19 protein-coding genes are annotated in these 13,881 nt (G+C 57.3%); 10 read left to right on the top strand and 9 right to left on the bottom strand.

Going from position 1 to position 13,881, the window contains the following annotated elements; genetic code table 11:
• Nucleotides 1–73 precede the first annotated feature (73 nt).
• A complete protein-coding gene (locus LC354_RS22290) occupies nucleotides 74–1,267 on the bottom strand; it encodes a FliI/YscN family ATPase (protein ID WP_223428033.1) in 1,194 nt (397 codons plus the stop codon).
• An 82-nt stretch (nucleotides 1,268–1,349) separates the two neighbouring features.
• Between LC354_RS22290 and LC354_RS22285 the strand changes: the two genes are divergently transcribed.
• Genes LC354_RS22285 through LC354_RS22245 form a run of 9 tightly spaced genes read left to right on the top strand, consistent with a single transcriptional unit; the run spans nucleotide 1,350 to nucleotide 5,904 of the window.
• The gene (locus LC354_RS22285; RefSeq protein WP_223428032.1) at nucleotides 1,350–1,742 is read left to right on the top strand and encodes a FlgB family protein; all 393 of its coding nucleotides are present in this window, start codon (nucleotides 1,350–1,352) and stop codon (nucleotides 1,740–1,742) included.
• An 11-nt stretch (nucleotides 1,743–1,753) separates the two neighbouring features.
• Nucleotides 1,754–2,146, top strand: coding sequence for a flagellar basal body rod protein FlgC (flgC, locus tag LC354_RS22280; protein ID WP_223428031.1), 393 nt, complete (start codon nucleotides 1,754–1,756; stop codon nucleotides 2,144–2,146).
• A gap of 26 nt (nucleotides 2,147–2,172) precedes the next feature.
• The gene (gene fliE / locus LC354_RS22275) at nucleotides 2,173–2,457 is read left to right on the top strand and encodes a flagellar hook-basal body complex protein FliE (RefSeq protein ID WP_223428013.1); all 285 of its coding nucleotides are present in this window, start codon (nucleotides 2,173–2,175) and stop codon (nucleotides 2,455–2,457) included.
• Nucleotides 2,457–2,726 carry a flagellar biosynthetic protein FliQ gene (locus tag LC354_RS22270; RefSeq protein WP_223428012.1) on the top strand — a complete coding sequence of 90 codons (270 nt, stop codon included), beginning with the start codon at nucleotides 2,457–2,459 and terminating at the stop codon, nucleotides 2,724–2,726. The genes fliE and LC354_RS22270 overlap by 1 nt, the downstream gene beginning before the upstream one ends.
• A 1-nt stretch (nucleotide 2,727) precedes the next feature.
• Nucleotides 2,728–3,447: a flagellar hook-basal body complex protein gene (locus LC354_RS22265; protein WP_223428011.1), complete on the top strand. Its 720-nt coding sequence runs from the start codon at nucleotides 2,728–2,730 to the stop codon at nucleotides 3,445–3,447.
• Between the two features lie 10 nt (nucleotides 3,448–3,457).
• A complete protein-coding gene (gene flgG / locus LC354_RS22260) occupies nucleotides 3,458–4,243 on the top strand; it encodes a flagellar basal-body rod protein FlgG (RefSeq protein ID WP_223428010.1) in 786 nt (261 codons plus the stop codon).
• Complete coding sequence (flgA, locus tag LC354_RS22255) at nucleotides 4,243–4,662, top strand: flagellar basal body P-ring formation chaperone FlgA (protein ID WP_223428008.1); 420 nt, start codon at nucleotides 4,243–4,245, stop codon at nucleotides 4,660–4,662. The genes flgG and flgA overlap by 1 nt, the downstream gene beginning before the upstream one ends.
• Entirely contained in the window at nucleotides 4,659–5,411 is a 753-nt protein-coding gene (gene flgH / locus LC354_RS22250) for a flagellar basal body L-ring protein FlgH (RefSeq protein WP_223428006.1), read from the top strand. Before flgA ends, flgH begins: the two co-directional genes overlap by 4 nt.
• Nucleotides 5,412–5,421: 10 nt before the next feature.
• On the top strand, nucleotides 5,422–5,904 hold the full coding sequence (locus tag LC354_RS22245; protein ID WP_223428004.1) for a flagellar basal body-associated FliL family protein: 483 nt from the start codon (nucleotides 5,422–5,424) through the stop codon (nucleotides 5,902–5,904).
• A gap of 4 nt (nucleotides 5,905–5,908) precedes the next feature.
• On the opposite strand, the gene LC354_RS22240 is transcribed toward LC354_RS22245, so the two are convergent.
• From LC354_RS22240 to LC354_RS22215, 6 genes are all read right to left on the bottom strand, one after another.
• Entirely contained in the window at nucleotides 5,909–6,310 is a 402-nt protein-coding gene (locus LC354_RS22240) for a hypothetical protein (RefSeq protein ID WP_223428002.1), read from the bottom strand.
• A gap of 2 nt (nucleotides 6,311–6,312) precedes the next feature.
• A complete protein-coding gene (locus LC354_RS22235; protein WP_223428000.1) occupies nucleotides 6,313–7,398 on the bottom strand; it encodes an EscU/YscU/HrcU family type III secretion system export apparatus switch protein in 1,086 nt (361 codons plus the stop codon).
• Nucleotides 7,395–8,165 (bottom strand): flagellar biosynthetic protein FliR, encoded by a 771-nt coding sequence (locus LC354_RS22230; RefSeq protein ID WP_223427998.1) that lies wholly within the window; start codon nucleotides 8,163–8,165, stop codon nucleotides 7,395–7,397. The genes LC354_RS22235 and LC354_RS22230 overlap by 4 nt, the downstream gene beginning before the upstream one ends.
• A complete protein-coding gene (flhA, locus tag LC354_RS22225) occupies nucleotides 8,162–10,258 on the bottom strand; it encodes a flagellar biosynthesis protein FlhA (protein WP_223427997.1) in 2,097 nt (698 codons plus the stop codon). The genes LC354_RS22230 and flhA overlap by 4 nt, the downstream gene beginning before the upstream one ends.
• On the bottom strand, nucleotides 10,251–10,952 hold the full coding sequence (locus LC354_RS22220; protein WP_317849379.1) for a transglycosylase SLT domain-containing protein: 702 nt from the start codon (nucleotides 10,950–10,952) through the stop codon (nucleotides 10,251–10,253). Before LC354_RS22220 ends, flhA begins: the two co-directional genes overlap by 8 nt.
• A 162-nt stretch (nucleotides 10,953–11,114) precedes the next feature.
• Entirely contained in the window at nucleotides 11,115–11,945 is an 831-nt protein-coding gene (locus LC354_RS22215; protein ID WP_223427995.1) for a BKACE family enzyme, read from the bottom strand.
• Nucleotides 11,946–12,091: 146 nt separating this feature from the next.
• Between LC354_RS22215 and LC354_RS22210 the strand changes: the two genes are divergently transcribed.
• Nucleotides 12,092–12,610, top strand: coding sequence for a RidA family protein (locus LC354_RS22210; RefSeq protein ID WP_317849378.1), 519 nt, complete (start codon nucleotides 12,092–12,094; stop codon nucleotides 12,608–12,610).
• On the opposite strand, the gene LC354_RS22205 is transcribed toward LC354_RS22210, so the two are convergent.
• The gene (locus LC354_RS22205; protein WP_223427993.1) at nucleotides 12,607–12,978 is read right to left on the bottom strand and encodes a hypothetical protein; all 372 of its coding nucleotides are present in this window, start codon (nucleotides 12,976–12,978) and stop codon (nucleotides 12,607–12,609) included. The genes LC354_RS22210 and LC354_RS22205 overlap by 4 nt on opposite strands.
• Nucleotides 12,979–12,991: 13 nt before the next feature.
• Entirely contained in the window at nucleotides 12,992–13,765 is a 774-nt protein-coding gene (locus LC354_RS22200; RefSeq protein WP_223427992.1) for a DUF6478 family protein, read from the bottom strand.
• Nucleotides 13,766–13,881 lie beyond the last annotated feature (116 nt).

Here is a 13,881-nt window from a genome sequence, read left to right as displayed (position 1 = left end):
CGAGGAACTGGATACACCCAAGACTCAAAAGTTGGCCCAACGTATCAACGATCAGATGAAACAGCGTTGATGTTTACGAGTATAGCCCTGCCGAGATCATCATTTGGTTCTCTGAATACGTGCTGAGATGCTGTCGAACCTGCGCGAGTACTTTGTTTTCTTCGGCTGTTGCAGCAGCTGGCAGACTACGAGATACGGATCGCAAAACATCAACGGCGGGAAAACGGCCGCGTTCTGCAATAGATCTATCCAAAACGACGTGCCCATCCAAAACGCCGCGTAGGATATCGGCTATGGGTTCGTCCATATCTGACCCGGCCACCAGAACGCTGAAAACACCGGTGATGTCACCTTGACCTTCTCCGCCGGGACCAGCCCGTTCGCATAACGACATGATCAGATGCGCTGTGGATGGTGGAAATCCACGCAAAACGGGGGCTTCACCGCCGGCAACGGCGACCTCGCGATGCGCTTCTGCGAAACGCGTAATCGAATCGGCCAAGAATAAGACAGACTGACCCTGATCGCGAAAATGCTCAGCCACGGCCATTGCTGTCCAGGCACAACGTCGTCGCATCAAAGGAGACTGATCGGATGTCGCTGCAACCACGATCGTGCGCGCGCGCCCTTCGGAGCCAAGCACCTCGTCTACGAAATGCCGCACTTCGCGACCGCGTTCTCCTATCATTGCGATCACGACGATATCGGCGGTTATGCGCCCTGCGAACGCGCCCATCAGGCTGGATTTCCCAACGCCAGAACCGGCGAAAAGACCGATCCGCTGGCCCTTCACAATCGGCAGCATTGTGTCGAAAACGACATGGCCGGTGCTTAGCCTTGCACCCATTGGCTTGCGCGTCGCAGCGGCGGGGGGCGCGCAACGCAAGGGCCGAGCCACCAGGCCTTGCGATAATGGGAACCCGTCCAGGGGTTGGCCATCCGGGTCAATAATGCGGCCTACCCAGCTTTGATCCGGAGCAATCGTTCCGCCCCGAGACAGGGTCACCCGATCTGCCAGGGCGACGCCTTCAATGGCCGCGTCCGGCAATAGCACGATTCCCTCCGGCAGCAATTGAATGACTTCACCCTTTAAAGGTGATCCATCCCGCCGGGTGAGTTCTGCCCGATCTCCAATGCGCGCATGCTGATCAAGGCCGGAGACGTGCAATACTCCGCCCTGCACGGCGACAACACGACCGACGCTGCGCGCGACCTCCAGCCCTGCGAGCCGTGAATGCAGTGATTTCAATCGAACAGCGTGGTGCATCGGATCCTCCTGATGTCTGCAAACTGTTTTTAAAGGAATCAGGGTTAAGCCTTGATTGAAATTACTCGAGGGAGAAGCCCCGATGTTCCAGAACCTCGCCGTATTCGAAACGGCACACGCAATGGCTGTCCATGCCGGAAACAAGCAAGCTGTCGTTGCTCAAAACGTCGCGAATGCCGATACGCCCGGTTATGTCGCGCGTGATATCCCGAAATTCCAGGAAATCTATGCCGCGCGCGACGGCGCGGGATACATGCCGCAGGCCACAAGGTCGGGGCACTTGCACGGTATTGTCGATGGCACAGTTGCCAGCATGATGCAAAAGGACCGCTCCTTTGCGTCGCCCGATGGAAACACCGTGTCATTGGAAACCGAAATGCTGCGCGGGACGGATGCCAAGCGACAGCATGATCGTGCGCTCGCGATTTACAAGTCAGCGCTAAACATCCTGCGCAGCAGCCTTGGCCGTCAATAGGAGCGTCTCTTATGAGTGAATTCAGTAAATCATTGTCTGTTTCAACAAGTGGTCTGCAGGCGCAATCATCGCGGTTGCGGCATTTGTCCGAGAATATCTCGAATGCGGATACGCCCGGATATCGGCGCAAGACAATCGATTTCAAGACGGCATTTACCGGCAGTGAAGGTGCTTCCGCCGTCGAAGTCGGCAAGGTGTCGCTCGATGATCGGCCTTTGGAAAAAATTCACGATCCATCGCATCCGATGGCGGATGAGACGGGTCATTACCAGGGGTCTAACGTTGATCTGTTGATTGAACTGGCAGACGCGCGCGAAGCGCAACGCAGTTATGAAGCAAACCTCAAAATGTTCGAACAGGCCCGGCAGATGTCGTCGAGCCTGATGCAATTACTGCGCCGTTAAACGGCGTTTCACAAAGGAGATCCAGAATGGATTCAGCAGCTATTTCAGCGGTGCAAAAGTACGCCGCATCCCGTCCGGCGACGGAACCATCGACCGATGATGGCGGGGCGATGTTTGGCAAGGTCGTCATGGATTTTGCCCAGACCGTCGCTCAAGGCGAAAAGGTTGCACAACAGGCGATGGTGGGAGACGCGGATCCACATGCCCTGGTGCAGGCCTTGGCGCAGACCGAACTTGCAGTCGAAACAGCAGTAACAGTTCGCAACAAGGTCGTCGAAGCGTATCAGGAAATTCTGCGGATGCCGGTGTAATGCTGGACGAGGTGATCTTTTTTGACACGCTGAGGCAGGCACTTTGGGTTGCTGTGCTGGTGTCGATCCCGATCCTGACCGTGGCACTTGTCGCAGGGGTCTCAATCGGCTTGGTGCAGGCGCTGACGTCGATCCAGGAGATGACGCTGACCTTCGTCCCCAAACTGGGCGCGATCATCGTCGTTTTCTGGGTTTCGATGGGGTTCATGACGCAAACGATGGTGTCCTTTTTTCAGGATCGCATCATTCCACTGATAATCGGAGGTTGAATTGGACAGCACAGGGTACATTACACTGACACGCCAATCGGGCCTGATGCGCGAGATGCAAGTTGTCGCCAATAATATCGCGAATGCCGCCACGGCGGGTTTTCGGCAGGAAGGTGTCGTTTTTTCCGAATACGTGAAGAGCGTCCAGGGTGGCGCGTCGCTGTCCATGGGGCACGGAAACGTGCGCCAGACCTCTTTTGTTCAGGGCGGGTTGGAAGAAACCGGCGGAACATTCGATTTTGCAATCGAAGGCAACGGTTTTTTCCTGATCGAGACGCCCGACGGTGAACGATTGACCCGTGCCGGCAGCTTCAGCCCAAATGGCGAGGGCGATCTGGTGACATTTGATGGTCACAGGGTTCTGGATGCGGGCGGAGCGCCCATCTTTATCCCGCCAAATGCCGAAACGATCGGTGTCGGATCTGACGGAACGATGAGCGCCGATGGTGATTTCGTCGGGCAGATCGCAGTCGTGGTGCCCAATGACGCTGTGTCGATGGAGCGTGCCAACGGTGTGATGTTTCGCGCCGATGATGGGTACGAACCGGCTGAAACCGCCCGGGTGATGCAGGGGTTTGTTGAAGGGTCCAACGTGGACCCGATCTCCCAACTCGCCCGGATGATCGAGGTGCAGCGCGCCTACGAAATGGGTCAGAGCTTTCTCGATTCCGAAGACGAGCGCGTACGCCGAGCGATGGACGCGATGATGAAATCCAACTGAGGAGACGCACATGCGCGCCCTGAAAATCGCAGCAACCGGAATGCTGGCCCAGCAAATGCGGGTCGAGACCATATCCAACAACCTCGCGAACATGAGCACGACGGGGTACAACGCCCGCCGTGCCGAATTCGCCGACCTGCATTATCAGCAGATGACACGGCCGGGTGCGATCAACGCCTCCGACGGCACCGTCCTGCCGACCGGCGTGCAACTGGGATTGGGCGTGCGGCCGGCGGCAATCTCGGTCAATCTGATGCAAGGGTCCTTGTCGGCCACCGGCGGAGATCTGGACGTCGCCATCGATGGCAAAGGATATCTTGAGGTCACGCTGCCATCGGGTCAAACGGCCTATACCCGCGACGGCGCGTTAAAGACCAACGGCGAGGGGCTGATTGTTACGTCGGATGGCTATCCCGTTGCGCCGGAGATTGTGATTCCAAGCGATGCGCGCAGTATTTCGATCAACGGGGATGGCGAGGTTTATGCCTATTTCGTGGATAATACGGCCGCGCAATTGATCGGGCAATTTGACCTTACGGGATTTACCAATCCCAAGGGCCTTGAGGCAACGGGGAGCAATCTGTTCATCGAAACCGAAGCTTCAGGCCCTCCTTTGGTCGCCAGTCCGGGAGAAGACGGATTGGGCACGCTGCGCCAAGGATACCTTGAGGACAGTTCTGTGGATGCGGTGCGCGAAATCACGGAGCTGATCGCAGCCCAAAGGGGCTACGAAATGAATTCCAAGGTCATCTCTGCCGCCGATCAGATGATGGGCGCAATGACGCAGGTGCGCTGATGCGACATGCCCTCGCCATATGCATGTGCCTCGTGGCCAACAGCGCGTTTGCCGACGTGGTCACGCCAGTTCGGACCCTGCGGCCCGGCGCGTTGATTTCAGAGTCTGATCTGGCTCTGAAATCAGGAGATAAACCTGGTGCGTTTGACCGCATCTCTGATGTTGCAGGGCAAGAGGCGCGCACCGCGCTTTATGCCGGCCGGCCGATTGCCTTTGACGCCATCGGACCGCCTGCGCTTGTGGACCGGAACCAAATCGTTTCGCTCCATTTCGAAGCAAACGGGCTGATGATCACCACTGACGGCCGTGCGCTCGAGCGGGGTGGTATCGGCGACCGCGTCCGCATCATGAATCTCAGTTCGCGTTCAACACTCTTCGGGTTTGTACAGTCGGACGGCACAGTAAAGGTAACACAATGATAAATCCAATTCGCGAAAGACGTTTCAGAGCAGTATCCGGCGTGGTGTTGTGCGTCGGACTGGCGGCCTGCGGTCGTGGGGACCATCTGGGAAAAGCGCCGTCTTTTTCTGATCCGGTCGAGACAAGAGAGCATTCAGCCATGATTGCGAGCAGTTTGCCATTGATCTTTGAAGAGCAAACGGACCTCGATCAGGCTTCACTTTGGAGCGGTCAACGTGGATCGCTATGGGGAGACATGCGCGCCAAGCAACGCGGAGATATCATGACCGTGGTGATCGAGATTGACGAAGAAGCCGAAATCTCAAATGAAACGGACCGATCCCGCAGTGGCAGCGAAGCTCTGGGCGCCGCACAATTGGCCGGACTGCCCCAACGGCTGGATCGCCGACTGCCTGACGGTGCGTCTTCGGCGGATTTGGTTGCCATCAACTCCAACAGCAGCTCGAGCGGAGACGGCTCGGTCAAGCGAAACGAGAAACTGACGCTTCGTGTTGCGGCAACGGTAGTAGACGTGTTGCCTAATGGCGTCTTGTCAATCTCCGGGACACAGGAATTGCGTGTGAACTTCGAACTGCGCGAGTTGCTGGTTTCTGGATATGTGCGGCCCGAAGACATCTCTCGTCAGAACGAAATCACCTATGACAAGATCGCGTCGGCGCGTGTGTCCTATGGTGGCCGTGGACAAATCACGGATGTGCAGCAACCCCGCTACGGTCAGCAGGTTCTTGATGTCATTTTGCCATTCTAGGGGGTGAAAGATGAAAAAACTGTTGCCGCTTATCCTGTTGCTCGTTGGGTCCGGTGCCGGAGTTGGTGCAGGTATTTTCCTGCGACCTGGTCCCGTTCCAGAGGAGCAGTCGGAAGACGCTGAAAAAATGTCGGTCGAAGCCGAAGGCACCCAGGAAGCGAACGATGTGGACCACGAATATGTGAAGATGAACAACCAGTTTGTCGTCCCGGTGGTCGAAGGCGATCAGGTCACGGCGCTCGTTGTGCTGTCCCTCAGCCTCGAAGTTCCGGCGGGCCAAAAGGACGTGATTTACGCGAAAGAGCCAAAATTACGGGATTCTTTCCTGCAGGTGTTGTTTGACCATGCAAATATCGGCGGTTTCGAAGGAGCCTTTACCAATGCCAACAACCTGGCGGTTTTGCGCGGAGCGCTTCGGGAAGTTGCCCAAAAAGATATGGGCGATCAGATCTCGGATGTCCTGATCATCGAGATCGCACGGCAGGATTACTGATCCTTCAGCGCAGCACGCTCTGAGTAATGGCTTGCGCCAGCGCTTGATCGCGCCGGTGACGGGCCAGTTTTTCCTTGTCCGCTTTGGCGAGCGACTGTGCCGCCTGGGTTTTGCCGAAGGCGCGCTTGTGTTGTGCGATGTGCCCTTCCTTTTGGGCAAGGACCTGCGCCAGTTCGATATTCAAACGAGATTGTGTTGTGGTCACCCATCGCATCCAGATGATATCGGCACCCACGGCCCGCATCTGTGCATGTTCCGTCGGGAGGCTACGGGTTTCTTCAACATAGCCCCGCAATTTCTCAAGCTCGGCGCGTAAGCTGTTTTCCCGCTCGAGTATGGCCGCCAGTTTCTGCTGGCTGTTGCGGTATTTGAGGTCGCACAACTTGTGAAGTTGATCAAAATCCACGGCTATATTCCCTTGCGTGCACGATCGCGCATCTGATCCGCAAAGCGGATGGCCGCAGCGACGGCCTGGTAGTGATCAGGCGCGATTTCGTGGCCAATTTCCGTCACCGCATAAAGCGCCCGCGCGGTGGGAGGATCGCTGTGAATGGGAACGCCCGCTTCCATCGCCGTTTCACGAATGCGCATGGCCGTGTCATCTACGCCCTTTGCCACACAGATCGGGGCGGTTCCGGCTTCGCGCGCCCATTTTAACGCAACCGCATAATGCGTCGGGTTTACGATGATCACGTTGGCATCGGGCACATCCGCCATCATTTGTTGCGCGGCAATCGCCTGCGCGCGGGAGCGACGCTCTTGCTTCAGGTGCGGGTCGCCTTCAGAGTTCTTCGTCTCGTCCATGATCTCTTTGCGCGACATCCGATTTTTGCGAATGTGTTCCTGATGCTGCCATAAGGCATCGATGCCTCCGATACAGGCGGAGACAAGAACAACGACCAGCAAGAAGGCGATGCACAACTCGGCCAGCAATTGGACAACATTGCCGGGCCCACTGTGCATGACGGAAATCATTTCGGGCATGCGCGCCTTGAGGAAGGCCGCCAAGAAGGTCGAGTAGATCAACAGTTTTACAAAGCTTTTGCCAAACTCGAAAAATCCGCTCCGCCCGAACTTCTGTTTGGCGTTTTGCAGCAGGGAAATGCGTGACAGCTTTGGCTGAAGTTTACTGGGGGCGACCACAAAGGCGCGCTGCGCGAGAATGGCCGTCAGGACCGCCAACGCAGGCAACGCAAAGACCGGCACGAGAGCCACCGCCGTGTGCCACAAAACGCTGCCCATAGGTGCGTTCGGCCCACCTTCGAACATCAGCCGGGACATCTCGTCAGCCTGGTCAATCATCACTTGCATCTGAAGACCGAAAGATTGAACCATTTGTGCGCCAAGCGCCAGAAACGCCAGTGTCAGCCCCGCATACGCCGCAGCGGTTTGCAGATCGGCTGATTTGGCAATATCGCCTTTCTTCCTTGCCTCCAATAGTTTCTGTGGAGTCGGGTCAAAGGTCTTGTCGCTGTCGTCGTCCTGTTCACTCATCTGGCCGATCCGAAGGGATTGGCCATGAACTGGTCCAGCGCCGACAACCACACCGACAGCATTGTCGGAGCGGCCAGAAACAGCAATACGAGCCCGCCCAGCGTGATCACGGGCGCGCCGACGAACGCGACCATCAACTGTGGCATCGCCTTGTTGATCACGCCAAGCGCCAGGTTATACAAAACGGAGAGCAAGACGAACGGTGCGGCAAGAACGAAGGCAAGTTCAAAGGCATATGCGACTTGCTGAAGGCCCCAATCTGCGACGTCGCTTCCCGCTGACATCAAGCCGATGGGCAACAAGACATACGAATGAATGAGCAACAGTGCAGCCTTGATGTGCAGACCTGCCATGACCGCCAACGCAATCGCCCCAACGCTCAAGACATATCCCATCGCGGCCAGAGGTTCAGTCGCAGCGCCACCGAGGATTTGAGACAGCGATGTGGATTGTGCCGCAATCGCGCCCGCTGTTTGCAAGGCAAGAATAAAGAGGCGGACGCCAATGCCCATCAAGACGCCGGACAGCGTTTCGGTCAGCGCAAGAGTGGCAATCATACCGGGGCTTGGATCCGGCGGTGTGCCTGGAATGGCGGGCGCAACGATCAGGGTAAAGGCCAATGCGATGACCAGTTTGACCCGCATGGGTACTGTTTGCTCTCCGAAACCGGGCAACAGGGACACCATCGCTGCCACGCGCAGGAAAACGACGAAGCCGATCCAAAGTTGCGCTTGCAGCAGCGCCAGAAAATCCGCCGCAACCGTCATGCGGCAACTACCCCAACCAGGGCAGGCCTTGCATCGATGCCGATCTCCTCAAATGACAAAACTGGATTCGAGATTCCCTTGGCCCGCATCAGCGTTTTGACGAAGCGCCGTCGCCGCGTGTTGGTCACCACGGCCGCAAACACGCCCTGATTGCTCGCATCCTGCAGCTTTTCGGACATATTCAGAGCAAGTCGATTGAACAGATCTGGTGGAAGGGCCACATCAAGACCGCGTTCCGCATCCACTTGGTAATTTGCAAACGCGTCCTCCCATTCCGGTGCCAGCTGAACTAGCGGAAGCGTGCCATCCGGGCGTCGCATCTCGGCCACCAACTGGAAGCCGAGCCGCTGCCGTACATGCTCGCAGATTGTCTCGGGCCGGGCATTCTGGCCGCGTGCTTCGGCGGTGGCCTCAAGGATAAGGGGCAGATTCCGGATCGAAACCTGCTCATCCAGCAAGAGCCGCAATACCGCGTGCAACACATCAATCGGCACCTTGTCGGGAATGAGTTCGTCCAGAAGCTTGCGGTTTGCATCCGCACGCGCCGGATCGGAAATATTGGTCATTTCCTGCAGCAGACGGCGCAAGGATTTGAGGGTCAGCAGGAGACTGAAATTCCGTTTCACGACCTCGAGCAGATGGGTCGCCAATATCTCGGTGGGGGTGACCAGCGTGATGCCGGACAGGGCTGCCGTTTCCTGGTCTTGTGGGTTGATCCAGCGCGCCGGGGCACCGTAAACGGGCTCGGTCGTGTCTTTGCCGGGGGGCAAGGCGGCGCCTTCTCCAGGCGAAAGGGCGAGGATATCCGTGCCGCTCAACTCGCCGCGTGCCTGCTCGACGCCTTGTATGCGCAGAACGTATGTACCGGTCGGCAATCCCGGGTGATCTGTCAACCGGATTTCCGGAAGGATCAGGCCAAAAACGGTGGCGACATGGGTTCGCATATTTGCGATGCGGGCGTCCAGGCCCGTGCCAGGGTCCAACACCATGTTCACCAGATCGGGTGCAAATTCGACATGGATATCGTCAAGCTCCAGAATATCACCGAGGGATTTTTCGGCAGGCAGGTTGACGCTTTCTTCCACGATGGCGTCCGAGACCGCGTTCGCCTTGAACCGCTTGCGCATGATGTATGCAGCGATGCCGAGGCCGATGCCGCCGGCCATGAACGGCATGAAAGGCAGGCCGGGAACCAGGGCGAACAGCACCATCAAGACCGCGACAGTTGCCAGAGCAGCCGGATGTTTGCCCAACTGGTCGAACACGGCAAGATCGGTGGCGCCTTTGGCGCCGCCCTTGGCCAACAGGAGAGCGGAAGCGATCGAGATGATAACGGCGGGAATTTGCGAAACCAGCCCGTCGCCTACCGTCAAAATAGCATAGGTTTCAAACGCACTGGCCAGCGGCATCCCGTGCACGACGGTGCCCATGATCAATCCGGCAACAAGGTTCAGCAGCGTGATCAAAAGGCCCGCGACCGCGTCGCCTTTTACAAACTTCGACGCCCCGTCCAGCGAGCCGAAGAAGGTTGTTTCGGCCTGTTCCAGCTCGCGCCGTTCTTTTGCCTCCTGGTGGCTGATGGCTCCTGCGGACATGTCGCTGTCGATGGCGAGTTGTTTGCCTGGCATACCGTCCAGGGCAAAGCGCGCGCCGACCTCGGCCATGCGTGTGGCCCCCTTGGTGATCACCATGAAATTGACGATCAGCAGAACGCAAAATACGACGAGACCCAGAAAGACACTGCCGCCCATGACGAATTGCGCGAACCCGTTGATAACGTCGCCTGCGGCCTGCGTTCCGGTATGCCCTTGGCCAATGATGAGCTTGGTTGACGACACGTTCAACGACAGGCGAAGCATAAGAGACGCCAGCAAAATCGTTGGAAAGGCAGAGAAATCCAACGGTCTTTCGATAAAAAGCGTGATGGTGAAAATGAGGATCGCCAGCGCGAAGGATACGGCCAATCCGATGTCCAGTACCCAAGCGGGCATGGGAAGGATCATCATCACGATGATCGCCATCAACGCGACAGCCAATAAAACGGTTGGATTAAACGCCGCTTTGGCGCTGAACGTCATTGCGCGCTCAGCCATTGCCGCCTCCGCTCGCGGCAAACAGCGACCGGCGTGCGGTATTCGCGAGCGGAACCAGTGATCCGCGATTTGACGAAGTTGCTCCGGTCAGCAACGGAAAGTTGTTTTCCCTTTGGGGCGCGGGTGCGGCCGTCGCCACTGCGTTCATCGGGGTCAACTGCTGATGAATGCTCTCAAAACGTGACTTATAGATTTTGGCATATTTTGGCGTTCGCGAATGATAGGCTCCTGCCGCATCCGACCAATTGCCCAACTCCCGATGAAGGTCGGACAAAAACTCGGCCGCGTAGCGCGCATTCTTGATCGGATCGAACATCTCTTCGATCGACTGAAACGCCTGCCCGTGCCATTTGTAGTTGATCTGAAAACAACCGACATCAAAGCTCCGCGCGCCCCGCTTGAAGTGTTTGAAAACGAATGCCCGCGCGGCGTCTTCGGTCTCGAACCAGTGGCCGGCCCCTTCCATGTTCACTGTCCAGGGCCAAGGCTGCAATGTGCCGCCCTTTCCGCGCCCCGTTTCCGTGCGGGTGACGGCGCGCAGCACATTGATCGGGACATTGAATTCATGCGACGCCCGCGCGGCCGCCAAGTCACAGGTCTGGCTGTTGTTTGCGGTGGCAGAGCCCGTGTACACAAGCAAACCCGCGCATATTGCGCCAATCTGCAGCCCGACTATCCCGAGAATCGCTTTCACAAGTTTGTCCTCATCACGTTCTGTGATGGGGGGACGTTAGGTGGGGCCGGTTTAGAATTCGTAACCAGCGCTGCTCAATTTTTCCTTGTTGAACTTGGTCAAGGACTTGCAGGCCGGTTGCATTGGGTTCTGGACCTGCAAAAATCTTTCAAAAATAATGGCTTAAGCAGCGCGCAAACCCAGGATGTCACGTGCTTGCCGCCATGTGGCCACGGGCCGTTCATATTTTTCGCAGAGTGCCACAGCACGTGCGACAAGGGCGGCGTTCGAGGGGGCAAGCCGCGCGCGATCCAATCGCATGTTGTCTTCCAGCCCGGTTCGAGTGTGGCCGCCGCTTGCAATCGCCCATTCGTTGACTTCGATCTGCCCTGCACCGATACCCGCGGCGCACCATTGGGCGTCCGGCGCCAGCCGGTTCACCGTCTTGATGTAGTAGTCGAACACATCCTTATCCACGGGCATCGCATTTTTCACACCCATCACGAACTGGATATAAAGTGGGCCGGGAATGCGCCCGTCTCGGTTCATTGCAACGGCCTGATGGATATGGCTTAGGTCAAAGGCTTCGATCTCTGGCTTGACGTCATAGGTGCGCATTTCGCCGGCCAGCCAATCGACAAGATCGGGCGGATTTTCGTAGACCCGCGTGGGAAAGTTATTCGATCCGACAGACAATGACGCCATGTCGGGCCGCAAGGGCAACATCCCGCCGCGTGTCTCGCCCGCCCCGGACCGTCCGCCGGTGGAAAACTGGATAATCATGCCGGGGCAGTGTTTTGCCAACCCTTCCTTGAGGCGTGCGAATTTTTCGGGATCAGATGTCGGAGTCTCATCGTCATTGCGCACATGTGCGTGGCAAATAGTGGCCCCCGCTTCAAACGCGGCATGGGTCGATTCAATTTGCTCGTCGACGGTGATGGGCACGGCGGGATTATTGGCCTTCGTTGGCACGCTGCCAGTGATTGCCACGCAGATGATGCAGGGATTGGTCATGATAGGTCCGCCAATGCAAATGTTTGGGCGACGCGGTAGAACGGAACGTCAAATTTACGATATTGTACCCCGCCGGGATGAGCGATCAACTCAAATGCGACCGCACCGCTGGTTTTGGGCCTTCAAAATGTGCCGCGATTTTGAACATGGTTACTCGATTGCGCCCTCCGGGTGTGTTTTTGCTGACCTGTCTGCGGTCTGTGTGTTTGATCGGGGCCGAGCAGATCGCCTATGGGTATGAGCATTCGCCTAAAACGCAGGAATTGGAAAAAACGATGATCAAGCCGCTGAATCCGCCGTCGATTGCACCACCTTTCGGCGCATACAGTCACGGGGTCAAAGCTCCGTCAGGCCAACTGGTCCTGACCTCCGGCCAGTTGGGCTTGGACGTCGACGGTACTGTGCCTGCGTCGGTATACGATCAGGCGATGATTTGCTTTGGTAACATCGAGGCCATTCTGGGCGCTGCGGGCCTTGGGCGGCAACACGTGCTGCGTCTGAATGCATACGTCACCGACCGAGCACACATGCAAGACTATATGGCGGCGCGGGACGCATGGTTGACGGGACTGAGCGATTTGCCTGCGTCCACGCTGATGATTGTATCCGGCTTCACGCGCGCCGAGTTTCTGGTCGAGATCGAAGCAACGGCTCTCGGGGGCTAGTCTGGATCGGCACAGTGGCGTCGAAATGCGCGCTTGAGCATATCGAGTTCCGCGCGCAACAACGCGACTTCGGCGCGAATGTCGTCACCGAGCGCCTCTCCGGCAATCAGGGTAAAACTGCCGAGCTCTTGGCCATCTACCGTGTCACTGATGACAAAGACCTGAACACCGTCAGCGATTGCTTCGGCAGGAATTGGAACGTCGAGCACCCAATGGCCTGCTTCAGTTTTCTCGGTCACGGTGACATCCGGAATTTCGGTGTCAAGATGTGTGACCGTGACCTGTGGCACGCCTGTCCCGGTTTGGTGCAGCACGCCTTGCCACACAGCGTGGCGCATTTTCGTCGGGGTCAGGGTCAGCGTACTCATGCAATCATCCTTTCTAAAGCGCAGCGCGCGGACGGCGCGAGAAGGTCAGATCGCGGACAGTCACCTGATTCATCTCCGGGTTGTCAAATATGAGGTCAACCCAAGCATGTTCCACGCGCTTTTCGTTCATCTTGGAGTAAGCAAGGTCGAATTCGATCGTCTCGGTTCTGTCGTTCATGGGCAATTCGCGCACGATTTGTTCGGTGTTTGGCCCGTGGCGGATGTTCAGGCGCGCAAAGACGCCGAGGGGCTTTTCGGAGTCAATAATCGTGTTCATGCCAATCAGGTGAGTTTTGCGCAGTCCGTTGACGGCGTCATGTGGAAGGTCCACGACCAGTGACAGGAACGAACCGTCAAAGTGAAACACGTCCATACACAACCCGTAAGGCGCCAGATCCTCTTCGCGCAGATTGCGCAGCTGGCGCAGGGTCAATTCACTGAACCCGCAGTCATGGAACAGCGTGATCTCATTGCCCAACCTGGATTTGGTTTCAACCGAAGACATCCCCGCAGGGGCCAAAGGCCCCCGCCAGAGTTCGGGACGCCAGAACCAGTCAGAGTTATGCGGCCGGGTAGAGCCGGTTGAACCGATCATCGGCAAAGCCAACCTTGCGTCGGCCTGATGGATCAGACGATCAAGGTGGCTGCGCAGCAAGCGGGCTTTGCTGCGCAAGGCGCGCAGTTCATCGATTCGGGCGCTGTTTGCATTCCGTGCCGCGCGTGCCCAATGGCGCATCGTGCGTTTGTGCGCGAATTTCTCCAGAAAGCTGATGCTCTTGCCTGCCATATGTCTTGTGATGTTCCGATTGCGATGGGCACACTTATCTAGGCAGCGGACTCATAAAACTCGATCCACAGCCTGACGGATGCCAGTTTGATCATCGACAGGAAATTGCGTGATGT

Source organism: Tateyamaria pelophila (assembly GCF_019966495.1).
In the GTDB taxonomy this organism is placed as follows: Bacteria; Pseudomonadota; Alphaproteobacteria; order Rhodobacterales; family Rhodobacteraceae; genus Tateyamaria; species Tateyamaria pelophila.
This window is presented reverse-complemented; position numbering and strand designations above follow the sequence as displayed.